Below are 24976 nucleotides of genomic sequence, written 5' to 3'. Positions count from 1 at the left end.
CAGTTGGTGGAGCGCTACAGTTCCTTGAGAAGGACCGAACCGTCGGCAAGCCTGTCCCTGTCGACCGCTCGCCGCTCCTTGATAAGCTTTTGCGACTGGATGAAGTCCTTGGGCCGGTTCACTGCGTCGACCGCGATCAGGCGTCCGCCCTTCAGGTAGCAGACGGAAAAAGATCCTTCGGCCGGGTCGCCCCGCACCACGCTGTCGTCATGGCCTGCCGACAGGCCCGCGGTCTGCAATTTCAGGTCGTACTGGTTCGACCAGAACCATGGCAGTGCTTCGTACACCGCTTCCTGTCCGCAAATGACCTTGGCCGCGACAGTGGCCTGATCGTTCGCATTCTGAACAGATTCCAGTCGGATGGCGTCGCCGTCGGCGAAGGCGTTTTCGTGAAGGGCGCAGTCCCCGACCGCATAGATATGCGGCAGAGACGTTCGGCACTGTCCGTCGACCCGGACGCCGTTGTCCCCCTCGGCCCCCGCGGCAAGCAGGGGCTCGACATTGGGAACGATGCCGATGCCGACGATGACCAGATCGGCAGGAAGTTCGGAGCCGCTTTCCAGCTCGACGCCCGTCACACGTCCGCCGACGCTCTTGAGACAGGAGGTGCGGGTATCGACCAGGAGGGTGACACCCTCGCGGGCATGGCGGGCCTCATAGAAGCGGGACAGGTCCGGACCGGCAACGCGGGCAAGGATACGGGGCGCAGCCTCGACCAGTGTCACCTCTCTGCCGGTCTTCACGAGTACGGCCGCGGCCTCCAGGCCGATATAGCCACCCCCGATAATGACGACCTTCCGCGCCTGCGGCAGTTCGGCCACCAGCTGGTCCACATCGGCCTTGGTGCGGATCGCGTGGACACCGGCGGTGCCGATGTCGGACCCGCAGGGCAGCGTGCGCGGACGACCGCCGGTGGCCCATATCAGGTCCCCATACTCCATGATATTGCCGTCCGCGTCGGTAAGGGTGCGGGCGTTTGGGTCGACGGTCTCGATTCGCGTCCCCGGGAACAGCGCGATGTCGCGCTCCTGCCAGAACTCCGGCTTCCTCAACAGGATGCGCTCAAACGGCTTCTCCCCCGCCAGATAGTCTTTCGACAGCGGCGGCCGCTCGTAGGGCGGATCGAGTTCGTCGCCGACAAGGGCGATCGTCCCTGCGAACTTGTTCTGGCGGAGGGCAAGCGCGGCCTGTGCGCCGGCGTGTCCCGAGCCTACGATGACGACGTCGAATTTAGCTGCCAAAACCGTTCCCGGGACCATCTAACAAAGTCCCGGCGATGACGGAAAAGCCGTCACGGATCAACTGCCGGACCGGAAATCCTCGCCCTGTGAACCTCGGTAGGAATCAGCCACTTCAGGAGGTCGCGCGCTTGTCCCTCGCGGCAAGGCCCACGAGGCAGGCGCGCAGGATCTGGTTCGCGTTGAGCTCCGAGGCGTAGCTGATGTCGAGGTACGGCGCGACGTCGAGCAGTTCGAGACCCACGACATTGTGAACCTCGCACAGCTCCCTGATCATGGGAGCCACTTCGCGCATGGTCAGACCCATGGAGACGGGGCGCCCGGCCGCCTGGCCGTAGGCGGGGTCCAGGACGCTCATGTCGAAGGAGATGAACACGTTGCCGGGTCCGGAGGCCACTTCGGCAAGAGCCGAACTCCTGACGCTCGCCCAGCCCTTCGCCTCGATCTCGTGCATCGGGTGGAAGCGGATGCCGCGCGACCGGACCCAGCCAAGCGAATATTCGTCGATATCGGTGCCTCGCACGCCGATCTGAACGAGGTTTTCGCCCTTCAGGAGGTCTTGCTCGAGAAGGCGCGAAACCGCCTGCACGTCGGAGATCGTATGCGGCAGCCCGGTCTCACCGTCATAATGGGCGTCGAACTGCACGACCGTCAGCTCATCCGCCCCGTACCGGTCCGCCATGGCCGCAACGGATGGAAACATGACCGCCCCGTCACCGCCGACAATGAACGGCACCACATCAACGCTCGCCATTTCGGCGATCATATCACGGACATGATCGATGCTGAGCTCGGTCGCCATGCGGTCGACCGACAGGTCGCCATAGTCGGCGACACTCAACTGTACCATCGGGTCGAGCCCGGACTCGATGTCGAAACCGGCAATGCCGTGCATGGCGCGAAGCTGTTCCGGCGCATTGCGCGAGTCCCGCCAGCCGCTGCTGTTCCCGAAGGGTACGCCGACAAAGGCGACATCGACTTCGCCCGCGACCAAATCCTCCTTGCGAATGGCCACGGGCGCGCCGCCGAACGTAGGAATCCCCCCGGTTTCGAACATGTAACGCTTCAGGCTGAAAGGCCCCGGCTCACGCTGAATATCGTCGAGCACCGGTGGACGCAGCACGCTGGAATAGTTGAAGCCCGGAGCCTGCGTGTTCAGCGGCACCGCCGGCATGTCGCCAACAGGATCGAGCAGACTCTGGCCATCCGGCTGCGGCTCTTCCAGCGGCTGATACGGGGCCGACGCAAGCGTCCGCATCATGGCATCAACCGCGGCGGACACGGCCTCCGCATCGCGGTTCTGGAACAGGATGTAGAGACGTTCGTCGGTCAGGCCGAAACGTTGCAGGTTCCGGTCATCCTCGATGAAGGCCCGCTGGTCCGGAGAGAGCGTGCCGAGGACTTCGGCGAGCTTCGGAGAGGGCTCGGCTGCCCGCGCGGGTCCGGATACGAATGCGAGGGCGAAGCAGGCAGCCACCGCAGCACGGCAAGTCAGGCGCATGGTCAACCTTCGTCTCCATAATAGTCGTCCTGCCCATGCTCGGAGGAGAGCGGGCTGAGATAGTGAGGGTCGGTGATCCCCTCCTTTCGCATTTTAATGCCGGTCAGGCAGGCGAACAGCAGCCGGTTTCCGTTCATGGCGCTGCGATATGTGGGATCCAGCTGCGGAGCGAGTTCGACGATGTCGAAGCCCACCACGTTCGATTCCGCACATAGGCGCCGGATGATCGGCACCGCCTCGCGCATGGTGAGACCGCCCGGAACCGGCGTTCCCGTACCCGGCTCGAACGCGGGGTCGAGCACATCGACATCGAACGAGATATAGAGATACTCGGTGTTCTCGCTGGCTTCCTTCACGACGCGGTCCATGACGGCATCCCAGCCGCGCCGTTCGACTTCCGCCATGGTGTGGTAGCGCATGCCGATCAGGCGCTGCCACTCGTAATAGTCCTTCGAATAATTCGCCCGCAGCCCGACCTGGATATAGTCCTCCGGCCGGACATGGGCTTCCTTCATCACGCGGTAGATTGGTTGACCGTGATCCAGGAGGTGCACCCGTCCGCGGCCGGTGTCGAGATGAGCGTCGAAGTGGACGACCCCGACCTTTCCCTTGCCGTAGACATCCGCCATCGCGGCAACGTTGGGATACTCCAGGCTGTGGTCCCCGCCGATGATGATGGGTATCGCACCGGTCTCGGCGATCTCCCTCACCATCCGGCGCACTTCCTGAACGCTTCGTTCGGTGCTGTTCTGGTCGATCGCGGCATCGCCATAGTCGACGACCTTCAGGCTGCCCGGCGAGATCATCGTGAACACATCGGTCCCGCCGACACCGCCGCCCAGCCGCATGGCCCGCGGTCCATGCTTTGCGTCGCGCCAGCCCGAGCCCATGTCGAGCGGCGCCCCCATTATCGCGACATCGACCTCACCCGCCTTCAGGTCCTCTGGCGTCAACGCCACGGGCGAGCCAGCAAAGGTAGGAATGCCGCCGCTACCCCAGCCGCCCGCGTAACGAGACAGCGAAATCGGCCCCGGTTCGCGCTGCGGGTCCAGTTCGCGAGGCCGCCGCAGATGCCAGTCATTGAAACGGGGAGCGGCCGTATCGAACGGGATTTCGGCGGGGTCTCGACCTTCCTGAAACTCGATCTGCTGGGTGACGGAGAGGATCGCGTCGACATAGGCTGCGATCTCGGCCTCGCTTTCGAACTCGCGGATACGTTCGTACAAGTCGGGCGGGCGGCCATAGCCCTTGGCGTTGCCGCTTTTCAGGAATTCGACGGTATCGTCGGGAAGGAATGCCAGCTTCTCGAGCACGTCCTCGGGAATATCGAGCGGCCTGACCGGCATCATTCCGGGAGTGGCCGCATCGATATGCGGCGGGACCTCACCCGGTTTCGACGGAATATATTCCAGCCCGTCTTTCCAACTTGGGCCGCCCTCTTCGGAGGTCTCGATAGTGGTTTCGGGAAGTTCGCTTTGATTTGTGACGCGGTTGCCGTCGTCAGAATCGCCGGACGGCGTTGTTGCCGCGAACATCGCGGCCATAAGATAAAGATGCGGCTTCACGCATACCCCCCACGCTGCCCTGCGAGCCCCCAGACATGCCCGCCTAATCACTAATCAATGACGTAATTGCGCGGACTTCGACATGGGACGTTTGACTGATGCGCAACAGATCAGCCCGGCGCGTGACTTCGGGAGCACAGTTCCGGCTCCGAAACCGCCCGTTACGTCAAATGCCCCATGTGTCATCTTACAGCAGCGTTACACCCTCTCGTCTTCCATGGCGCAGCTTGCGGGACGGTAAAAAGCGGGCGCGTCCGTCACCCTTGGGGAAGGGTCGGGACACCATAGGGGGAATTATGACGAACGAACGACTGGCACGTCTGCGCGGCGGATTTCTGTCTGCCACTCTGCTTTCCGGACTCGCGGCAATCGCTGCCCCGGCTCAGGCTCAAATCGAGGCGGCACCGAGCGCGGGCGCGGATCTCGCCAGCGACGAGGCGATCGTGATCACGGGTTCACGCCTGCAGCGCGATGCAAATCTCGGTTCGCCCTCGCCCATCGTAACGATTGAAGAGGAGGCCTTTCTCGGTTCCAGCGACGCTACGGAAGTGCTGCGGAGCGTTCCGGCGCTGTCTGCCTCCGTGTCGGCCGCGTCCAGTCTGGACCCCGGCGAAAACGGTGCGGGAGGTGCTGCAGGTCAGGCGTTTCTCAACCTTCGCGGCCTAGGCCCGGAACGGACGCTGACACTCGTCAACGGACGGCGGCACGTGGCGGGCGTGGCGGAGTCCGCGATTGTCGACATCAACAGCATTCCCACTTCGCTGATCGAAAATGTCGAAGTTCTGACCGGCGGCGCCTCGGCGGTCTATGGTGCGGACGCTGTGACCGGCGTCGTCAATTTCATCCTCGACGAGGACTATGACGGACTGGAGCTGGGCATTGAAGGCGGGCTTAACGGCGACGGGAATGGCCAGCGCCTGGACGTCTACGGAAAGTTCGGTAAGAATTTCAACGATGGGCGCGGCAACATCACGCTGGCCGTCGACTACCACCGCGACGAAGGCCTGAAGTTCGGCGAAACCGTCTATGCTGACGGGATGATCGCCGCGGACGGCTCCAACCCGTTCCTGCGGTTCCAGGCCGGCGACATCGGCGCCGAGACCCCGAACTTCGCCCAGTTCTACAGCCTCGATAATGGCTACTATCCATCGGGCTTTCGCATTCCGCAGACAGCTGCGGATTTTCTCGACCAGTATGAAGCGACATTTGGGTCGCGCCCATCCCTGACCGCCGCGGAGCAGGCACTGATCGATCAGGCGGCGAATGCACCGACCCGCTACATTGCTCCGCAATATCAGTTCAACATCACCTCGAATGGCGGCTTGGTGATCCCGGGCGATTTCCTCGATCCGATGACGGACATCGACAATAACGGGCAAAGCGACTGCCTGCAGTCCTTCGTGGGCTACAATGGCCTGTTCGACTATTCGCAGGCCTTTGGACTGGCCGGCGGCTGCTACATCCTGACGGACGATGGGCCGCAACCGATCAACGATGGTCTGATCGCCGGCAACTTCAACGCTTTCGGCGGCGACGGCGTGATTTTCGACAATGACGGCTTCCTGACCCCGCAGATCGACCGGATCAGTTTCAACCTGCTGTCGCGCTACGAGTTCTCGCGTCAGGCCGAGCTGTTCTTCGAAGCGAAATATGTTCGCCAGGAAACCTATTTCGGCACGACACAGAACAGCTACTACGATCTGTTGAGGGTTTCGGCCGACAATCCGTTCATCCCGGCGGTTCTTCAGGACGTCGCCGATACGCATGACGGTCTCTACATCACGCGCGACCCGACCGATCTCGGGCCTAACAAGGATACGAATATCTCGGAAACCTACCGCTTCGTCGGTGGAATCGAGGGTGAATTTCCAAACGGGTTCTCCTACGAACTGTCGGCGAATTACGGCCGCTACGAGCTGGAGACGATCAACAGGAATAACGTTCTCCTCGACCGCTTCTTTGCTGCGATCGATGTAACGACGGACGCCAACGGAAACCCGGTGTGTCGCAGTGAGATCGATCCCACTGTGCGCTCGCCAAGCACCATCTTCGGAATTCCGACGGGCGAGTTCGGCTATCTGACTTTCGTTCCCGGTTCGGGTGAATGCGTTCCGGCCAACATCCTTGGCGGGCCGCAGTCGATCAGCCAGGAGGCCGTCGATTTCATCACTACCACCACCCGCAACAATTACACGACCGAACAGCTCGACATCTTCGGCATCGTGGTCGGCGATACGGACGATTTCCTGATGCTGCCCTATGACGGGCTCGACTTCGCGCTTGGCTTCGAATTCCGCGACGAGGCAAGCCGTTCCGAGTTCGACCCGCTTGTTCGCGGCATTCTTCCGGTGACGACCGTGGACGGCAATGCCGGCGACTTCGTCGGAGACCTGGGCTTTTCGCAAACGTCGCTCGCGACTCCGCCTGACCAGTTCCTGCAGAACTCCGGCGGCGGCTACAGCGTGTTCGAACTGTTCGGCGAGCTAGGCACGACGATCATCGAGGACGAGCCCTTCTTCCACGAGCTTCGCGTCGAGGGCGCAGCGCGCTATTCGGATTACACGACTGTCGGCGGGGTGTTTACTTGGGCCGTGAACGGCTTCTGGGCGCCGGTGGAGGACGTGCGGTTCCGCGGAACATATTCGCGAGCGGTCCGCGCCCCGAACATTGCCGAACTGTATGCGCCGCCGCAGGCGGCCTTCTTCCGGCCTTTCGACCCCTGCGACGCCACCGAAATCGCGCGCCTGCAGGCCGATGGTTATGAGAATATCGACAACCGGATCGCGAACTGTGCCGCTGCCGGCATTCCTTCAGACTTCGTCGATCCGCTGTCGGCGCGTTTTGCGGGAACGATTTCGGGCAACCCGGATCTGCGCGAAGAGACCGCCGACACGTTCACGGTCGGCGCGGTTTTGCAGCCCCGCTTCGTACCCGGCCTTGCTCTGACGGTCGACTATTACGACATCAAGATCGACGACGCGATTTCGACGCTCGATTCCCAGGACGTCGTCGACAACTGTTACGACAGCGCTGAATTCCCGAACGACTTCTGCGACTCCTTCACCCGCAACCAGGATCCGAGTTCGCCGCAATATCTCGGGTTCACGTCGCTGACGCTGCAGTCGATCAACTTCGTCAGCATCGAGACGGCGGGCATCGACGCCTCAGCCTCCTACAACCTGATGGTGGGCGAGTTCGACATCGGCCTGAGCGCAACCGCCTCCTGGGTCGACAAGCTCGACTTCTTCTTCGATCCCACCGACGACACGGCCATCGACAACGAGCTGGGCGAGATCCAGCGGCCTGAGTGGTCGGGCCGCGGCACGGCGAGCCTCGGCTACGGTCCGTTCAAGCTGTCCTACACACTGAAATATTTCGGCGAACAGGCGCTTGGCGACGTGGAAATCGACACGTACCGGGCGCAGTTCGGAGAGGCTGGACTGGTCGACGAATTCTTCGTGCACGACATCGCCGCTTCGGTAGACATCGTCGAGGATCAGTTCTCCATCTATGGCGGCATCAACAATCTGACCGACGAAGACCCGTTCATCACCGAGCGGTCCTATCCTGTGAGTGCTCTTGGTCGCTTCTTCTTCCTGGGAGCCCGCTGGAGCATGTAGGGCGGAATAGCGCTTCGGCTGAGCTGGAGACGACAGGGGGGAGCGGCCATGGCCGCTCCCCCCTTTCGTTTATCAGCCCCGGACCGTCAGCGCGTAGGGAGCCTATTCGGAGATCGTCTTCACGGCGATGGCGGCGGCAGCGGAGCGTGTCTCTACGCCCAGTTTCGCGAACACCTGCTCCAGATGCTTGTTCACCGTACGCGGGCTGATCTCGAGAATTTCGCTAATCACCCGGTTCGGCTTTCCATAGCTGATCCACAAGAGCACTTCGGCTTCGCGGTGAGTGAGCGCATGCCGCCCCTGCAACAGCGCCGTAACCGCATCTTCCCGCAGATCGGACAGGCGGATCAGCAGCTCGCCGTCCTGTCCGCGATCCACATATTGCAGTTCAATGGCGCCTCCCGCCAATTCGACGCGCATCGATTTGCGAGGGCTTGGCGTTCCTCCTTCGACAAGTCTCGTAACCGCCTGCCACACGGGCTGCGGCAGGCTTTCCCTGTCCTGACGACCGAGTTCATCAAGCAGCTCATCGGCGTGGGACGTGGTCCATTTCAGGTTTCCGTCCGCATCGACGGCGATGAGAAGTCGGCCCAGCGCGTTGAGGGCGTGGGCATTCCTCTGCACGTTGCGGGCGTTTCCAAGGTGAACCTCGACCCGCGCGAGCAGCTCCTCCACGTCGATGGGCTTTCGGACGTAGTCGACCCCGCCCGCGCCCAGTGCACGCACCGCGTGCTTGGGATCGGTAAGTCCGGTCATGAAGATTACGGGAATATTCTCGTTTACCGGGTTGGCCTTGATTCTTTCGGTCGTTTCGAAGCCGTCGAGGCCGGGCATCAGAGCATCCATCAGAATGAGGTCCGGCTGGATCCGCTCAAGAACCTGCAATGCTGCATTGCCGCTTTTCGCCAGCAAGACTTCGGCACCCGTGCGCTCGATTGTGGCGGTCAGGAAGCGGAGTGCATCGGCGCTGTCGTCAACGATGAGGACGCGGTTTCGCCGGGCGGTATCAAGCATTTGAAAGCTCCGCTTCGAGGGTTTTCGCCAGGCCGGTGAAGTCGAATTGCTCCAGGTGGGTGCGCAAGCGGGCGGTCATTTTCGCGCTTTCCGGTAACGCCGCCTCCATGGTCGCGATCGCGGCCTCTACGCGCCGCACATGACCGATCCGGCTGAGCTCGAGGATTTCCTGCAGATAGGCGCCCGCCCGAGGTGGCAACTCGTCTTCCTCGGCTCCGGCGCATGCGCTTGGAACTGACAGGTCCAGCGCCTTCTCGTCGGTGGCCGCTGCCTGAATCCCGGAGGCATAGGTCCAGGACACCCCGAGTTGCCTTCCGATGAGATCGAGGAGCAGATCGAGATCCACCGGTTTTGCGAGGAACGCGTCGTGCACGGCAGGATTGCTGCCGAAACTGCCCAGTTCGTGCGCGTTTGCGGAGACCATAACGATCTTCACCTGGTCCGAGAGCTGCGCCCGAAGGCCCGACGCAAGCTGCCAGCCATCGAGACCGGGCATCGATATGTCCAGCAGTGCCAGGTCGGGCGGCTCTCGCCGGGCGGCCTCGAGCGCTGCCAACGGCGCATCGAAGGTGGAAACCTCGAAACCCAGCGGCCGAAGCAGGGAGGCAAGAACCCGCAGCTGCGCCCTGCTGTCGTCGGCGATCAGAACCCGCTTTCGCGGTCCTGAATAGCCTGTGGCGCGGCTGCGGCTGCGAACAGGTTCGCCGCCTTCGGCTTTCGAGAGCATCAGCTTCACGGTGAATGTCGTCCCCGCGCCGGGCTCGCTGCGCACCGTCATTTCGCCGCCCATGATCTGGACGAGAGCCTGCGTGATCGCGAGACCGAGCCCGATACCCTGAAACTCCAGCGTCGCGGGATTGCCGCCGCGGTCGAACGGTTCGAAAATGCGTTTCAAATCCTCGCTGCCGATACCGAGGCCCGTGTCCGATATCTCGAACGTCGCGATCTCGCTGCGGTGAGTCACGCGCAGAGAAACGCTTCCCCGTTCGGTGAACTTCACTGCATTCGAGCACAGGTTGATCAGAATCTGCCGGAGGCGCTTGCGGTCGGTATGCACCTGATCTGGCAGCGCGGCAGGAATATCACGAAGGAATGTCACCCCCTTCGCTTCGGCCTGAGGCGCGAACATGTCCGCGATTTCGTCGGCAAGAAGGGGCAGGTTTACCAGGTCGCGGCTAAGGCGGAGCACTCCGCTTTCCACCTGCGAAATGTCCAGCAGGCCATCGACCATGTTGGTCAGATGCTCGCAGCTGCGGCGAATGACCTGGGCGGCCTCCTGAGGAGGCAACTCTCGGTCGCGCTCCAGCAGCTGGGCGTAACCGTAGATTGAATTCAGCGGCGAGCGGATCTCATGGCTGACGCTGGTCAGGTAACGGCTCTTCGCTTCGTTCGCCGCTTCCGCCGCGCCCTTCGCCCTTTGCAGTTCGACATCTGTCGCCTCATGCGCGGCGATCTCCTCGCTCAGGCTTTCGAGGTGGAGACCCGTTTCCCGCTCTGCAGAGCGTCGGCTGTCATGAGCGAGCACGATCAGCCAGGCGGCTACCCCCGACAGCAGGACGAACACGGTGAAGACCGCAGCCAGCGCACCGCCGAGATAGGGCGCAGCCGCGGCGGCCTCGCGGGTCCACCAGAGATAAATCGCATAGAGAACCGCCCCGACGACGGCGCAAAAGAAGCCATGCAGAAGGGCGAAATGGCCTATGTTCGTGTGCACATATTTCGACGCCCAGCCTGGCAGCACATGTTCGCTCAGGCGGACGACCTGCTCGTCCAGCCTGCTACCGTCCTTGCAGACGTCGTGACACTTTGCTTCCAGCGTGCAGCAGAGCGAGCAGATCGGACCGCTATATAGGGGGCAGCCTGCCATGTCCGCCGCCTGAAACCTGTTCTCGCAGATGACGCAGACGGCATTCTCCGCGTCCTCGGACAGCGTGGACTGGCGCGCGATATAATATCGGCCGTGAGTGATCAGAGCGATGGCCGGCGCGGCGACGAATGCCGTGGCTAGTCCGATGGCCGGTGCAAAGGCGCGGACGACTTCCCCGAACATGCCGCCCAGGGCGGCGCTCGATACCGCGATCGACAGCGTCATGGCGCCGATACCCACCGGATTTATGTCGTAAAGGTGCGCCCGCTTGAATTCGACGCGGCGCGGCGACAGGCCGAGGGGCTTGGACACCATCAGGTCCGCAGCGAGCGCGCCAAGCCACCCGGCCGCGAGATTGGCGAAGAACACCAGCACTCCGTGGATCACATCGAAAATGCCGATCAGCATCAGCAGAAGCGCCAGGAGCACGTTGAACACGAGCCACACGACCCGCCCGGGGTGGCTATGTGTCAGCCGGGAGAAGAAGTTCGACCAGGCAATGGACCCTGCATAGGCATTGGTGACGTTGATCTTCATCTGGCAGACGATGACGAAGAGAGCGGTCACGAGCAGCGCTGCCCTGCTGTCGGTGCCGATCCGCTCGAAGAAGGCGAGGAACATCCCCGTAGGGTCCTCGGCGCCGGGCGCCATCACGCCCATTTGCAGCGCGAGTACGGCGAGGCATGAACCGACGAGCAGCTTCAGCGCGCCGATCAGCGTCCAGCCGGGGCCCGCCAGAAGCAGCGCCGTCCACCAGCGCACGCCATTTCCCGGCCGCCGCTGCGGAAGGAAGCGCAGATAATCGGCTTGCTCTCCGATCTGCGGCAGGAGGGATAGCAGCGTCGACATGGCAAGGCCGACATAGACCAGGGAGATCTCCCCCTCCCCGCCCGGGTCGAACGCGAACCACTGATCGAGGTCGGAAGTGTCCAGCGTCAGCAGATAGATGATCGGCAGCAGCTGGACCACGATCCAGATCGGCTGCGAATAGGCCTGGAAGCGCGTGATCGCCCTCATTCCGTAGAAGGCAATGGGCAAAATCACGAGGGCGCTTAGGAGATAGGCCAGCGAAAGCGGCATCGCCGTCAGGGCGACCAGCGCCACCGACATGATGCTGGCCTCTATGGCGAACAACAGGAAAGTGAAGGTGGCGTAGATCAGCGAGGTGATCGTCGATCCGAGATAGCCGAAGCCCGCCCCGCGGGTCAGCAAGTCGATATCCAGACCCTCGCGGGCCGCATAGTAGGCGATGGGAAGGCCGATCACGAACATGATCAGGCTGGCGGCCAGGATAGCCGTGACGCTGTTGGCAAACCCGAAGCTCAGCGTGATGCTGGCCCCCAGCGCTTCGCAAGCCAGGAAGGCGGTGGCCCCGATCGCTGTATTGGCGACCCGTGCAATGCTCCAACGGCGCGCGGAATCCGCAGTGTAGCGCAGCGCATAGTCCTCGAGCGTCTCGCTCGCGGCCCATTTGTTGTAGGACCGTTTTTCCGGAAAGATCGCTGCGCGGACCGTCATTCCCGTGCCGGCACCGTATCCAGGCCGCCCATACGTTCGATGAAGGCGACGATCTCCTCCGTGCCCTCCCCGGCCTTCAGATTGGTGAACAGGAAGGGCCTCTCTCCGCGCATCTTACGTGCGTCGCGGTCCATGACGTCGAGGGAGGCTCCCACGAGGGGTGCAAGGTCCGTCTTGTTTATGATGAGGAGATCCGACCGCGTGATCCCCGGACCTCCCTTTCGCGGGATCTTGTCCCCTGCGGACACGTCGATGACATAGATCGTCAGGTCGGCGAGTTCAGGACTGAACGTCGCCGCGAGATTGTCGCCGCCGCTTTCTATGAAAACCAGTTCCAGCCCGGGAAAGCGCGACGCCATGTCCTCGACCGCGGCGAGGTTGATGCTGGCATCTTCCCGGATCGCCGTGTGGGGGCAGCCCCCGGTCTCGACGCCCATGATCCGGGCGGGGTCGAGAGCGCCCGAACGCGTCAGGAATTCGGCATCCTCGCGCGTGTAGATGTCGTTGGTGATGGCAGCGACATTGAAGCGCGTTCGCATCGCCTTGCAAAGGCGGTCCGTCAGCGCCGTCTTCCCGGACCCAACGGGACCGCCGATCCCCACGCGGAGCGGTCCGGCTTCGGAAGTCCGGGGATGCCGATCGGGGGCAAGGTCATTCATGATCGAAAGAGCCTCGTATAGAGTGTTTCGTGGTGTAGGGAGGCCAGCTCGACGCGCGGCGCCGCCGTCCCCAGATCGTCGAGATCCGTCGCCTGAGCGCGGGTGCAGATGCGGTCTATGACCGGTGCGAGGTCCGCCGTAACGATCTGCCCGTCGGTCTGGCCAAGCGGGACCAGCCTGACAGCCGCAGACACGAGGTTTGCCGCCGTGCCGTGAAGAAATGCGGCAAGTGCAGGCACCAGGGGCACGCCATGAACTGCAGCGGCAAGCCCCATAATTACGGGCTGAGCCATCGGACGGTCGGCATGTCGCTCAGCGAAGCTGTCCAGCAGCGTATGCGGCCAAGCCTTCCGCGTGACCGCAAGAAAGGCGCGGCCCTGCTGATGGCATTCCAAAGCGGTCTCCCTGCTCCCCCGAAAGGCCGCTGCCAGTTCGGCGAGCTCATCGACGGCGTCCTCGTCGTCCACACTGCGCCAGCTATGGGCAAACAGCACCGCATCCACCCAGCCGCTGCCATGTTCGATGACCGCCCTGATGTAGCTCGCCGCGTCCTCCGCAGACGCTATTTCGCCAGTTTCGACAGCCGTTTCGAGGCCGTGACTGTAGGTAAAGGCGCCGACCGGATAAGCCGGAGACGTCCACGCAAGCAGGCGGTGAAGAGCAGCGTCAGTGCGCATGGGCCGCCTCTCCGTGACCGTGGTGGCCATGCGAATGGGAGCCGCCGTGCCCGGCATAGGCACCGGGCTCCGGCGCAAAGGGTCCATCCAGCTCATCGACGGCTGCACCAAGGCCGCGCAGCATCGCGGCGATGACGTGATCGTAGCGCAGCCGGATACGGTCGGCGTGAATTTCTGCAGGCAAATGCCTGTTGCCGACATGCCAGGCCAGCCGCGCGAGTTCACGCGGCGAGCCCGCCCGCGCATCCATGACTCGTTCCGCCGCAGCAGCCACCGCGACCAGGCGACCATCGTTTAGAAGCAACGCGTCGCCATGTTCCAGTATGGCCGCTTTTGGCAGATCAAGCAGGAAGCTGAGCCCGTCTCGTCCTTGCAGGCGAATACGCCGACGGTGCCGATCATCGAACTCCAGTTCGACGACGTCTGCTGGCGTACCGCTCCAGTTTGACACTTTCCTTACCTCTATCGCACGTGCTCCCGTCATGTCCGAAGCCATGTCAGAACAGGAAGTAGCGCTGCGCAAAGGGCAGCTCCTCGGCAGGTTCGCAGGTCAGCAGTTCGCCGTCTGCCCGGACCTCGTAGGTTTCCGGATCAACCTCAATGTGCGGCATCGCATCATTGCGTATCATCGATGATTTCCCCACTCCCGAACGAACATTGTGCACCGCAACAAGATCGCGTTCAAGGTGGAACATGTCCGAAACATCCGCCTTGACGCCGGCCTGCGAGACGAAATGGACCGCGCTTTCCACGCCCGCCCGGCCGAACTGTCCGAACATAGGACGGTAGTGAACCGGTTGCGGTGTGGGGATACTGGCATTCGGGTCGCCCATCGGCGCTGCCGAGATGCTCCCCCCCTTAAGGATCAGCGACGGTTTCACGGCGAAGAAGGCCGGCTTCCACAGCACCAAGTCGGCAAGCTTACCGACTTCCACGGACCCTACATGCTGAGAAAAGCCATGCGCGATCGCGGGGTTGATCGTGTACTTCGCGATGTACCGCTTCACGCGCTCATTGTCGGCCTCCGCATCGTCGCCGGCGAGAGCGCCGCGCTGCCGCTTCATCTTGTCCGCGGTCTGCCAGCAGCGAAGGATCGTCTCGCCGACGCGGCCCATTGCCTGGCTATCCGACGCCATCATGGAAAAGGCACCGAGGTCGTGGAGGATGTCCTCGGCCGCGATCGTCTCCTTGCGGATGCGGCTTTCCGCAAAAGCCACGTCTTCTGGAATTTTCGGATCGAGGTGATGGCACACCATGAGCATGTCGAGATGCTCTTCCAGCGTGTTCACGGTGTAGGGCCGGGTCGGGTTCGTCGATGACGGCAGGATATTGGGAAGCCCGGCGACGCGAATGATGTCGGGCGCGTGGCCGCCGCCCGCACCCTCCGTATGAAAAGCGTGAATGGTCCGACCGCCGATCGCCTCGATCGTGCTCTCGACAAAGCCGCTCTCGTTCAGCGTGTCGGTATGGATGGTGGCCTGAATGTCCATTTCGTCGCAGACATCGAGGCAGGTGCGGATGCTCGACGGGGTTGTGCCCCAGTCCTCGTGCAGTTTCATTCCGCACACACCGGCACGTGCCATTTCCCGCAGGGGCTCCGGGCTGCTGGCGTTGCCCTTGCCGTAGAGACCGAAATTGACGGGCAGGCTTTCCACCGCCTGCAACATGCGCCCGATATGCCAGGGACCGGGCGTGCAGGTCGTGGCAAGCGAGCCATGCGCCGGACCGGTGCCGCCACCCAGAAGCGTCGTGAAGCCCGCCGTCAGCGCCTCCTCGACCTGCTGCGGACAGATTGCATGGATATGGGCGTCGACGCCTCCGGCCGTCAGAATGCTGCCTTCGCCGCCGATGATTTCCGTGCCCGGGCCAATGACGATATCGACGCCCGGCTGCGTATCCGGATTGCCGGCCTTGCCAATACCGGAGATGCGGCCGTTCGAAATCGCGACATCGGCCTTTACGATGCCCCAATGATCGACGATCAGGGCATTCGTGATCACCGTGTCCGCGGCGCCCTCCGCATTCGACAACTGCGACTGGCCCATCCCGTCTCGGATCACCTTTCCGCCGCCGAATTTCACCTCTTCGCCATAAGTCGTACGATCGTCCTCGACACGGATGACCAGACTTGAATCACCAAGCCGCACCCGGTCGCCCGTGGTCGGCCCGTACATGTCCGCATAGGCGGCGCGGTCGAGTCTCACAGGCATCTGCTAGACCTCCCCCATCACGTCGCCGCGAAAGCCGATGACCCGCCGGGCGCCCGCATAGGGAACGAGCGCCACCTCGCGCTCCTGCCCGGGTTCGAAACGAATGGCGGTGCCCGCAGGTATGTCGAGCCGCATCCCGCGAGCGGCCTGGCGATCAAACTTCAGGGCGGGGTTCGTTTCCGCGAAATGATAGTGGCTGCCGACCTGTACCGGCCGGTCGCCGCTGTTCGCTACGGTCAGGCGGACGGCCTCGCGGCCTCTGTTCAGCTCGATATCGCCATCAGCGGGAAAGAGTTCGCCGGGAATCAACGGATCGGCCTGTGTACGGTGACCAGTTTCGTCCCGTCCGGGAACGTCGCCTCCACCTGGATCTCGTCGATCATCTCGGGAATGCCGTCCATGACCTGGTCGCGCGTCAAGACGGCGCCGCCGCTTTCCATCAGATCGGCCACGTTTCGCCCGTCCCGCGCCCCCTCGACGACATGATCGGCGATCAGCGCAACCGCTTCCGGATGGTTCAGCTTCACGCCGCGTTCCAGCCGCCGCCGTGCGACGCTAGCCGCCATCGCCACGAGCAGCTTGTCCTTCTCGCGCGGGGTCAGTTGCATGTCAGCATGTCCACACTGCAGGCATCCGCGCAGGCCGGTCGAAGGCCGCCGCGCGAAGGGCGCTCGCCGCGCGCATCAGGTCCGCTTTCATCCGTACCGGCTTCTCGTCCAGCAGCCGCGCGATCAGCAGCCCGTTCACGATCGTGGCGCCGCCGCGGCCGTCCGGGAGGGTATCCCGCACGACCGAAAGCTGGGAGTCGGCGTCGGGTCCCGCGTAGAGAAGGGTCGCCAGCGCTTGTCCGGAGCCGCACAGGAACCGTGCTTGCCGGTCTGCCAGTCCCGCCCCTTCCAGATGAAGAGCATCGGCCCAGACGAGGCGCCCGTCGCGGCGAATTCTCCATGCGTCATGGACCAGACCGCGAGTGAAAGTCTCCCCCATCGCGCCGCGTCCCAGCACCAGGGACTCCGCTGCAAGGAGCCGTGCATCGCCGGCCAGGTCCGCGGTCACCCGTCGCCGGAACCTTGTCCGGTCGAAGGCAATAGCTTCCTGCGCCAGCCATTCCGCGCGGCCGCCTGCCGCGATTCTGATATTGGTTTCGATGCGGATATCGGCATCGTCGGGAAGCACGCGGTACAGCTTCTCGGCTGCCTGGGTCGTCACGGTGCCCGCCGCCCCGGCATCGACGTCGATATCGAACCGTACGCGGTCGCCGCCGGTCAGACCGCCGCTTGTGGTGATCGATACGGCCTCCGGCCAGGCGCTGTCTGCGGTGCGAGGAAACAACAGGCGGCAGGGTGCTCTCTGATAGAGACCGCTGACGCCCTCTTTCCCGAAACGAACGCGGGAGTGACCATCGACTCGCTGATGCGCGAAAGTCCTGCATGCCGACACCGCTTGCGCCGGAAGTAGCTCGTTCCCCTGGATCGTCGCCGTCCCCATACACTATGCTGTGGGCAATTCGCCCCGCGCCGGCCCATGGGGCGTTTGACGTAATGACCCGTGACCACGTGACGCTGCCGCGTCGGCTCAGGGTTCGAGGATCGCGCCCTTGCGGTCGGTGGCATAGCTGGGATCGACAGCCTCGCGATCCTCGTCTGCGCTGGCTTCCCCGGCGCCTGGCTGCATATGCTCGGTCGTCAGGTCGCTGAGGAAGCCAACCTGCGTGATCCCCTCTTTTCGCATGGCCACGCCCGTCAGACAGGCGTGAACGATGAAATTGGCATTCATCGCTGTGCGGTAGGTGGGATCCAGAAGCGGTGCGACCTCGACGATCTCGAAGCCGACGAGTTCGTTTTCCGCGCACAGGCGGCGAACGATGGGAATGGCTTCCCGCATCGTCAGGCCGCCGGGGACGGGCGTTCCGGTTCCCGGGACAAAAGCCGGGTCGAGCACATCGACGTCGAAGGAAATATAAATGGCCTTGCCGCTGTCGCGCGCTTCGCGAAGCGCGTCCTCCATTACGGTCTCCCAGCCCTTTTTCTCGACCTCCGGCATGGTGTGGTAGCGCATGCCGTTGTTGCGCATCCATTCGAAGCCTTCGGCTCCCGGCCAAGGCCCGCGAAGGCCGACCTGGATATAGTTGCGCGGATCGACATGCCCCTCCTTCACAGCGCGGTACACCGGCTGGCCGTGCGTAATGTAGTGCTTCCCGCCCTTGCCCGCGTCATAGTGGGAATCGAAGTGAACGACGCCGAAGCTCTTCTTGCCGTGCACGTCGGCCAGTCCGGCAATGTCGGAATATTCCAGACTGTGATCGCCGCCGACGATGAACGGAATCGCCCCGGTTTCCGCGATCTCCGCCACCCGCTCCCTGACATGATGCATGCTCAGTTCGGTCGACATGTTGTCGATGGCGATGTCGCCATAGTCGACGATGTTCAGCACTTCGCTGGGATCGACCATCGTGTACATGTCGACGCCGCCCATGCCGAAGACCTCCCGCATGCGTGACGGAGCGTGCTTCGCCCCGCGCATCCCGGAGCCCATGTCGAGCGGCGCTCCGACAATCGCGACGTCGATCTCGCCGGCCACCAGGTCTTCGGGATAGACGGCGACGGGTGCCCCGGCGAAGGTGTTTATGCCGCCGCGCCCGCCTGCATAGTAGCTGAGGTTGATCGGCCCCGGTTCGCGGTAGGGATCCATTCCTTTGGGACGGCGGACCTTCCACGAATTGAACCGGTCGGACTCCGTGTTCAGCGGAATCGACGCCATGTCCGTTTCGGGGTCGAATTTCGACTCTTCCGCGATCGTCATCATGCCTTCGACATAGGCAGCGATCTGCTCGGCATTCTTTGTCCTCAAACGCCGGACAAGGCCCTTGTTGTCTCCACCGTCGAGGCGCTTAACAAGGAACTCGCGCTGTTCCGCCGTCAGCTCCGAAGAGCGGCTTTCCAGCCAGTCCGGCAGGGCATCGACCTGCGCAACAGCGCCAAAGGTCGCCCCGACGATTCCGGCCCCGAGAAGCAGCCCGGCCGCGCGCGATAGAAACATGTGATCCCCCTTCGCTCCCTGAGCCTCCCCGTGCTGGAGCGGCAGGCCGCAGCCGGCCATGGGGCGAACGACGTAGCGCGAGGCGCCGGTGCGCGGACGTCAGTTTACGTCAAACGCCCCAGTGTCGCCGCCCCCTCCCCGGCTATCGTTCGGTAACAGGGTTCCGGGCTATTCGTGGTGCGCGAACGCAGAGCGGACATGGGCGGACATGGGCGGACACGGGCAGACTTGGGCGGACAGGGGGAAGTGCTTTGGGGGCTCGATCAATTCCACGCCTGACGGCCGTACTGGCGGCCGGACTTGCAAGCGCAGCCTTCCAGAATGCGCCGCCTCCTGTTCTCGAAGCGGAGACGAGCGGTACACTTACCCTTCCGGACCGTACGGATCACTGGCTTTATATCGCCGGAAATCGCGGCAGTTTCACCATCGTCGACACGGATGAGGGAAAGGTCCTCGGTACGATTCATGGCGGCCGGGCTCCAGTGCTCGCGCTCTCGCCTGACGACGAGGAATATTATGTCTCGGAAAGCTACTGGGCGAAGGAGAACCGCGGCGAGCGGTTCGACATGGTCACGGTCTACGACGCGCGCACCCTGGAACTGACCGAGGAGATCGAGCTGCCCGGACGGTTGATCGCCTCCGGGCGCATTCCCTTCTTCTCGACGAGCGCTGATGGCAGCCTTGGCTATGTCTTCAACCTCGAGCCAGCCTCGTCGGTCCAAGTCGTCGATCTGGACGGCAAGCGCTTCCTGAACACGGTCGAAATTCCCGGCTGCGGGCTGATTTTCCCGTTCGGAGACGACGGGTTTGCCTCGCTATGCGCCGACGGAGCGCTCGCCACGGTGATGCTCGACGACGCAGGCGCGGGCAGCATGGTGACATCCGCTCCCTTCTTCGATGCGGAGAACGACCCGGTTTTCGAAGAGAGCCCGGTCGATCGCCGAACCGGCGAGGCGCTGTTCATTACCTATTCCGGCCAGGTGAACCCGGTCATGCTCGGCGCCGAGCCTCAGTTCGCGGAGCCGTGGAGCATTCAGCGCGCTGCCGGACTATCCGCCGCAGAAGCCGATGTGGAGCAGGAGACATGGCGGCCGGGCGGGCGCCGGCCTTTCGCCGTTCACCGGGACAGCGGCATGCTCTTCGTCCTGATGCATACGGGCACGCACTGGACGCAGAAGGAGCACGGGATCGAAGTCTGGGCGATCGATACCCATACGAAGGACCTGAAGGGGCGCTTCGACCTGCCAACGTCGGGCCGCGCCATTGCGGTCAGTCAGGACGACGATCCGCTTCTCTACGTCTCGGGCGACGGCGGCTGGTTGTGGATCATGGACCCGGACACGGGAAAGATCGTCCGCCAAATGCCCGAAATGGGCAGGGCCGGCATGATGCTCGTCCCGGGCTTCTGAAATGAATAGTTCCGCCGAGATTTTCGCCCTTCTCCTGTCGGCCTTGAGCTACGTTCTCGCTCTGATGCTTTTGGTCGCCGCCGCGGAGAAGCTTCTCGCCTGGCCGGCCTGGCAGTCGGCGCTGGCCGCCTACCGTCTGGTTCCAGGAGCCATCTTTCCCGTCGCCGCCTTTGTCATACCGGCAACCGAAGCCGCAGCAGCCGTCTCGCTCATGACCGGCGCACGGCCGGCAGGACCTGCAGCGGGCGCCGCACTCATGCTGCTCTACGCAGCCGCCATGGCGATAAACCTGAAGCGGGGGCGAATTGATCTGGATTGCGGCTGCAACCCTGCGGGCCGCGCCAAACCCATCGCCTGGGGCCTCGTAGGCCGCAACCTGGCTCTCGCCGGGCTGTTCGGTCTCGCCGCGCTCCCGCTTCCGAGCGTCGGCCCCTGGGGACACATGCTCGCTGCGGCCTCCGCCCTCGCCGCGTTCGCGGCGATCAGGACAGCCGCGTTCCTCGCCGATCTTGCGCCGCCAACCGCCACGAAAGGCCCTGCCTGATGCTGGTCGCCTCCAATTTCCTGCTTTGGATCGTTTTGCTGTTGCTCGTCGTCGCGGTGGCCGCTCTCGCGCGGCAGATCGGCGTCCTGCACGAACGCATCGCGCCGATGGGGGCGCTTGTCGCCGACGGCGGACCAAGGCCCGGCGATCTGGCACCGCCCGTCACGGCAAGAACGATCGACGGTCAGGTGGTCACGATCGGCACCCCCAACGATCTCGGTCAGTCGCTCCTCCTGCTGTTCGTCGCTCCCGACTGTCCGATCTGCAAGAAGATCATTCCGATCGCGATGGTCACCGCGCGGGCCGAAAAGCTGAAGCTGATCTTCGTCGGCGACGGCGAGCAGACGGATTATCTCGCCATGCGCGAGCGCTTTCGGATGACCGGATACGACTTCCTGAATTCGGCCGAAGTCGGCCTCGCCTACCATATCGGGAAGCTGCCTTCGGCCGTTCTGATCCGGCCCGACGGCACCATCGCCGCAAAGGGTCTCGTGAATAGCCGCGAGCATTTGGAGAGCCTGGCAGTCGCAAATGAAATGGGTCACGCGTCGGCGCAGGCATATCTGCGCAGTGGCGCGGCGTCGTAAGGGGGACCGTTATGCACAGACCATCGCCGCTGGACCGCGCCAGTGAACGTCTGACCCGCGGACTCGCCAGCAACACGTCGCGGCGCAGCCTTCTGTCGCGTCTCGGACTCGCCCTGGCTGCGGCGCCGGCATTTCCGCTGCTTCCCATAGACCGGAAGGCCCATGCGCAGACGCCGTCGCAGCCCTCGGAGGAAGTCCTCGACGAGTTCATGAAGAATGCGCAGACCGAGGACGATACCCAATGCAATTACTGGCGTTACTGCGCCATCGACGGCTCGCTTTGTACCTGTTGCGGAGGAACGTCATCTCAGTGCCCGCCAGGCACACAGCCCTCGCTGACCTCTTGGGTGGGAACGTGCCGCAATCCGGACGACGGGCGATCATATTTGATCGCCTATCGCGACTGCTGCGGCACCTCGGGCTGCGGCCGGTGCGGCTGTGACAATACGATCGAGGCAACGCCCGCCTATCGGCCGCATGGCAATAACGAGATCATCTGGTGCTTCGGAACCGACTCCATGCAGTATCACTGCTCGACCGGGGCGCTCGTCGGCGTCGCCGGCTGATGCTCGGACGCATTGCCGGGACTGCCGCGACCCTGATCAGCCTGATCTCGGTTACCGGCAGTTTTCCAGCTTACGCGCAGGAGGCGCCGAGCGCCTACACGCGCAATTGCCAGATGTGTCACCAGAGCGGCGCGAAGGGTGTGCCGGGCCTTTATCCAAGACTCGCGGGCAGGGCCGCAAAACTTGCCATGCACGCGGAGGGACGAAACTTCCTCCTGTCCGCAACTCTTTACGGTCAGACAGGAAAGATCACCGTCGATGGCCGGACGATCTCCGGTCTCATGCCCCCCTTCGCCCGCTTGAAGGACGAAGAGATAGCAGCGGTGCTGACCTATGTTTCCAGTCTGGAGGCCGATGAAGACACCGACCCGTTCACAGCGCAGGAGGTTGCGCAGGCTCGCAAGCAAGAGACGAACCCAAGCGGCGTCCATGCCCTACGCCAGGCGCTCTCGAAACAGGGCAGAGTTCCGCGATGAAGACGCGTACCGCAATCGTATCGCTCGCAGCACTTCTGGCGACGGTGCCGGGCGTCATGGCCGTCAAAGCAAAGGATCCGACCGTCAGCGGCGCCCCCGTCTTCGGTCCCGCGCAAACCCAGTTCGTCCTTCGGTGCGGCGGCTGTCACGGTACGCTCGGCGTATCGCCGCCTCATTCCGTCCCGGTCCTGCGCGGCAGCGCCGGCTGGTTTCTCTGTACCGCGGCGGGGCGCGACTATATCGCCCGGCTCCCCAACGTCGTGCGCGTACCGCTCAGCGACGAGGATCTTGCCGAAGTTCTGAACTTCGTGGCGTTCGAGCTCGGCGAAGGCTCGGTCCCCGCTGGCGCTGAGCGCTTTACTGCCGAGGAGGTCGCCCGGCAGCGCACACGGCCTCTCGGCGATGAACCCCTGATTGCTTACCGCGATAAGGTCGTCAGCGAGATGGTGGACCGGTGCGACGCGCCCGAACAGCTGCTGGTCTACGGCTCCGCAGACTAGCCGTCGCCTTCCCCCGGCCGGGCTTCAGATGGACCAGGGAAAACCCGCTACCCGCTCCACCATCCAGAAGGCCCCAAGCGCCCCGACGCCGTACAGCGCGGCCACGCGCACAGGTTGCAGAAATACCGCCTGCTTCAAGAGCGCCATGATGCCGACGACTGCGGCAACGAAGGCCAGCTGCCCGATTTCTACCCCTGCATTGAAGAAGACCAGGCCAGCGACCCGCTCTCCGGCTACCACGCCGAGCTCGCCGAGTGCACTTGCAAAACCCAGCCCGTGCAACAGCCCGAACAGCGTGACTACGGTCAGATTGCGCCCCATTCTCCCGGCATCGGCCCTTAGTCCATCGGACTTCAGGGCTTCACGCGCCATGAACGCGATCGACAGTGCGATCACGGCCTCGACGGGCGGAATGGGCACGTCCACGACTTCGAAGAAGGCGAGAGCAAGCGATACCGAGTGACCCAGCGTAAAAGCCGTTACCAGCCACAGCAGCTGGCGCCCCTGGGTCAGCAGGCAAAGGCACAGCACGAAGGCGAGGTGGTCCCAGCCCATCCAGATATGGATGACGCCCTGCCACGTGTAGTCGCGCGCGACCTCGTCCACGGGGCGCGGTTCGGCGGCAACTTCGCCCACGGGAACGGAAACACCCTCCGAGGTCCCTGCCAGCGAGCGCGAAACGCGGCTCCCCATCACGTTCGAGGAGAAGGTTGCGCCGTCGACCGACCAGGGGGTCTCGATCAAGTCGCCGGGACGAAGGCTGGTTTCGCAGTCCAGGATAAAGCCATAATGGGCGCGCGTCCCCATGGACTGGCGGCTCGAGGATTGCAGCGCGCACCCGTCGGGCCAGAGAGGCGATAGTTCGTTGTCGACCGCTTGCGGAATTTCGGCCGTGAACTCGTAGGTTCCCGCTTCTTCGCCGCGCGCCATCGTGAAATCTGCCGACCGGAATACGTCCGCCTGCGCAGGCACCGCTGACAGCATCAGAAACAGGGCGGAAACCACATATCTAAACATCGCTGCGCACCTCGAACTTCTCCTGCAATCGGGAAATCTCGCCATCGATGGCATCTTCGGTGCGCGACATCATCAGGTCCTGCCGGACCTGGTCCCGCACCCGGGCGAAGGGCAGTAGCCCGCGCTCGGCGCTGCCCGTCTTCAGGACGAAGTGCCAGCCGCGCGACGACCGGAGCGGGCCGGACCAGCGGTCCTCCTTCATGCGCGCCACCTCCTCCAGGAACGCTTGGCCGAAGATCCCGCGTACCATCGAATGGCCGTAATCGGGATAGGAACGACCGGTCCAAAGGTCGTCGCCGGCAACCGTGTCTCCGTCCTGAAGCGCCGCCAGGATCGCCTCGGGCTCGCGGGGTTCTTCCTCGAAGAAGACCTGGTCGAAACTGACTTCGGGCTCGCTCTCATACTGGTCGAGATGCTCGGCATAATAGTCCACGACCTCCTCGTCGCTCGGCTCCTGCGGCGCGCCCGCGATCAGGTACCGCATCTTGTCGACCATGCGCGATTTGATCTGGCTGTCGGTAAGGTAGATGCCGCGGTCGATCGCTTCGCGGAACAGTAGCTCGTCGGTCAGATAATCCTTCTTCAGGCGGGCGATGTCCTCCGGCTGGGCTTCACGTCCTGCAAGAAGCTCGAACTCTTCCACCAGCGCGGCTTCCACGGCTTCGGAATAGATCACCGGCTCGGAGGCACGGTCCTCGAGCCAGACGAAGATCAGGAAGGCCAGAGACCCGGCGGCCAAGAAGAGGGTGAGCGGATCGCGGCCCACCTTGCGCAGTCCGCTTCCCCGAAGAGCGACGTCGTTTGCCATGCTGTCCCCCACGGCTGCTCGCGCCGTTTCCTGCCATTCCCCGACGACACTACCGTCCGCGCGGGGGCGAAGTCAGCTACGTCAATTAACGCATAACCCGGGCGGGACCCCGCTACCTAGCCTTTCGGCATAGGCTCGGCTTTCCATGGGCTGGAAGCCGG

At 63.5% G+C, this 24976-nt stretch carries 22 protein-coding genes; 7 read left to right on the top strand and 15 right to left on the bottom strand.

The genetic code is table 11. The annotated features are described in order from the left end of the window. Positions 1-14: 14 nt before the first annotated feature. The 3 genes from KCN53_RS13485 to KCN53_RS13475 all read right to left on the bottom strand — a co-directional run bounded on the left by KCN53_RS13485 (position 15) and on the right by KCN53_RS13475 (position 4304). Positions 15-1241 (bottom strand): NAD(P)/FAD-dependent oxidoreductase, encoded by a 1227-nt coding sequence (locus tag KCN53_RS13485; protein ID WP_397333646.1) that lies wholly within the window; start codon positions 1239-1241, stop codon positions 15-17. 112 nt (positions 1242-1353) lie between these two features. After that, positions 1354-2739 (bottom strand): agmatinase family protein, encoded by a 1386-nt coding sequence (locus KCN53_RS13480; RefSeq protein WP_088713691.1) that lies wholly within the window; start codon positions 2737-2739, stop codon positions 1354-1356. Positions 2740-2741: 2 nt separating this feature from the next. Next, positions 2742-4304 (bottom strand): agmatinase family protein, encoded by a 1563-nt coding sequence (locus KCN53_RS13475; RefSeq protein WP_224199723.1) that lies wholly within the window; start codon positions 4302-4304, stop codon positions 2742-2744. 296 nt (positions 4305-4600) lie between these two features. On the opposite strand from KCN53_RS13475, the gene KCN53_RS13470 reads away from it, so the two are divergent. Further along, on the top strand, positions 4601-7924 hold the full coding sequence (locus tag KCN53_RS13470; RefSeq protein WP_172406329.1) for a TonB-dependent receptor domain-containing protein: 3324 nt from the start codon (positions 4601-4603) through the stop codon (positions 7922-7924). Positions 7925-8026: 102 nt separating this feature from the next. On the opposite strand, the gene KCN53_RS13465 is transcribed toward KCN53_RS13470, so the two are convergent. The 10 genes from KCN53_RS13465 to KCN53_RS13420 all read right to left on the bottom strand — a co-directional run bounded on the left by KCN53_RS13465 (position 8027) and on the right by KCN53_RS13420 (position 18908). Continuing rightward, positions 8027-8938, bottom strand: a complete 912-nt coding sequence (locus KCN53_RS13465; protein WP_088713693.1) for a response regulator transcription factor — start codon at positions 8936-8938, stop codon at positions 8027-8029. Beyond that, positions 8931-12323, bottom strand: coding sequence for a hybrid sensor histidine kinase/response regulator (locus KCN53_RS13460; protein WP_088713694.1), 3393 nt, complete (start codon positions 12321-12323; stop codon positions 8931-8933). The genes KCN53_RS13465 and KCN53_RS13460 overlap by 8 nt, the downstream gene beginning before the upstream one ends. Next, positions 12320-12982 (bottom strand): urease accessory protein UreG, encoded by a 663-nt coding sequence (gene ureG, locus KCN53_RS13455; RefSeq protein WP_088713695.1) that lies wholly within the window; start codon positions 12980-12982, stop codon positions 12320-12322. Before ureG ends, KCN53_RS13460 begins: the two co-directional genes overlap by 4 nt. Then, positions 12979-13659 (bottom strand): urease accessory protein UreF, encoded by a 681-nt coding sequence (locus KCN53_RS13450; RefSeq protein ID WP_088713696.1) that lies wholly within the window; start codon positions 13657-13659, stop codon positions 12979-12981. Before KCN53_RS13450 ends, ureG begins: the two co-directional genes overlap by 4 nt. Beyond that, entirely contained in the window at positions 13649-14110 is a 462-nt protein-coding gene (gene ureE / locus KCN53_RS13445; RefSeq protein WP_224199721.1) for an urease accessory protein UreE, read from the bottom strand. The genes KCN53_RS13450 and ureE overlap by 11 nt, the downstream gene beginning before the upstream one ends. A 46-nt stretch (positions 14111-14156) precedes the next feature. After that, positions 14157-15869, bottom strand: a complete 1713-nt coding sequence (ureC, locus tag KCN53_RS13440; protein WP_088713697.1) for an urease subunit alpha — start codon at positions 15867-15869, stop codon at positions 14157-14159. 3 nt (positions 15870-15872) lie between these two features. After that, positions 15873-16178, bottom strand: coding sequence for an urease subunit beta (locus KCN53_RS13435; RefSeq protein WP_088713698.1), 306 nt, complete (start codon positions 16176-16178; stop codon positions 15873-15875). Continuing rightward, entirely contained in the window at positions 16175-16477 is a 303-nt protein-coding gene (locus tag KCN53_RS13430; protein ID WP_088713699.1) for an urease subunit gamma, read from the bottom strand. The genes KCN53_RS13435 and KCN53_RS13430 overlap by 4 nt, the downstream gene beginning before the upstream one ends. Before the next feature lies 1 nt (position 16478). Further along, positions 16479-17201, bottom strand: a complete 723-nt coding sequence (locus tag KCN53_RS13425; protein ID WP_224199719.1) for an urease accessory protein UreD — start codon at positions 17199-17201, stop codon at positions 16479-16481. Positions 17202-17444: 243 nt separating this feature from the next. Next, positions 17445-18908, bottom strand: a complete 1464-nt coding sequence (locus KCN53_RS13420) for an agmatinase family protein (RefSeq protein ID WP_088713701.1) — start codon at positions 18906-18908, stop codon at positions 17445-17447. Between the two features lie 251 nt (positions 18909-19159). Between KCN53_RS13420 and KCN53_RS13415 the strand changes: the two genes are divergently transcribed. The 6 genes from KCN53_RS13415 to KCN53_RS13390 are packed head-to-tail and all read left to right on the top strand — an operon-like array spanning position 19160 to position 22990. After that, positions 19160-20317 (top strand): amine dehydrogenase large subunit, encoded by a 1158-nt coding sequence (locus tag KCN53_RS13415; protein ID WP_172406330.1) that lies wholly within the window; start codon positions 19160-19162, stop codon positions 20315-20317. Position 20318: 1 nt separating this feature from the next. Then, positions 20319-20861, top strand: coding sequence for a MauE/DoxX family redox-associated membrane protein (locus tag KCN53_RS13410; protein ID WP_088713703.1), 543 nt, complete (start codon positions 20319-20321; stop codon positions 20859-20861). Continuing rightward, positions 20861-21448, top strand: coding sequence for a thioredoxin domain-containing protein (locus tag KCN53_RS13405; protein WP_088713704.1), 588 nt, complete (start codon positions 20861-20863; stop codon positions 21446-21448). The genes KCN53_RS13410 and KCN53_RS13405 overlap by 1 nt, the downstream gene beginning before the upstream one ends. Positions 21449-21459: 11 nt before the next feature. Next, the gene (locus tag KCN53_RS13400) at positions 21460-22014 is read left to right on the top strand and encodes a methylamine dehydrogenase light chain (protein WP_088713705.1); all 555 of its coding nucleotides are present in this window, start codon (positions 21460-21462) and stop codon (positions 22012-22014) included. Next, the gene (locus tag KCN53_RS13395; RefSeq protein ID WP_088713706.1) at positions 22014-22490 is read left to right on the top strand and encodes a c-type cytochrome; all 477 of its coding nucleotides are present in this window, start codon (positions 22014-22016) and stop codon (positions 22488-22490) included. The genes KCN53_RS13400 and KCN53_RS13395 overlap by 1 nt, the downstream gene beginning before the upstream one ends. Next, entirely contained in the window at positions 22487-22990 is a 504-nt protein-coding gene (locus tag KCN53_RS13390) for a hypothetical protein (protein WP_088713707.1), read from the top strand. Before KCN53_RS13395 ends, KCN53_RS13390 begins: the two co-directional genes overlap by 4 nt. A gap of 24 nt (positions 22991-23014) precedes the next feature. Here the strand turns inward: KCN53_RS13390 and KCN53_RS13385 are convergent, their stop codons facing one another. Together KCN53_RS13385 and KCN53_RS13380 are read right to left on the bottom strand one after the other, a co-directional pair. Beyond that, the gene (locus KCN53_RS13385; RefSeq protein ID WP_088713708.1) at positions 23015-24007 is read right to left on the bottom strand and encodes a HupE/UreJ family protein; all 993 of its coding nucleotides are present in this window, start codon (positions 24005-24007) and stop codon (positions 23015-23017) included. After that, a complete protein-coding gene (locus tag KCN53_RS13380; protein WP_088713709.1) occupies positions 24000-24815 on the bottom strand; it encodes a peptidyl-prolyl cis-trans isomerase in 816 nt (271 codons plus the stop codon). Before KCN53_RS13380 ends, KCN53_RS13385 begins: the two co-directional genes overlap by 8 nt. Positions 24816-24976 lie beyond the last annotated feature (161 nt).

It is taken from the genome of Pacificimonas aurantium (genome assembly GCF_020092905.1).
Taxonomy (GTDB): Bacteria; Pseudomonadota; Alphaproteobacteria; order Sphingomonadales; family Sphingomonadaceae; genus Pacificimonas; species Pacificimonas aurantium.
Note: the sequence above shows the minus strand (reverse complement) of the source record. Positions and strands in the feature narration are given on the sequence as shown.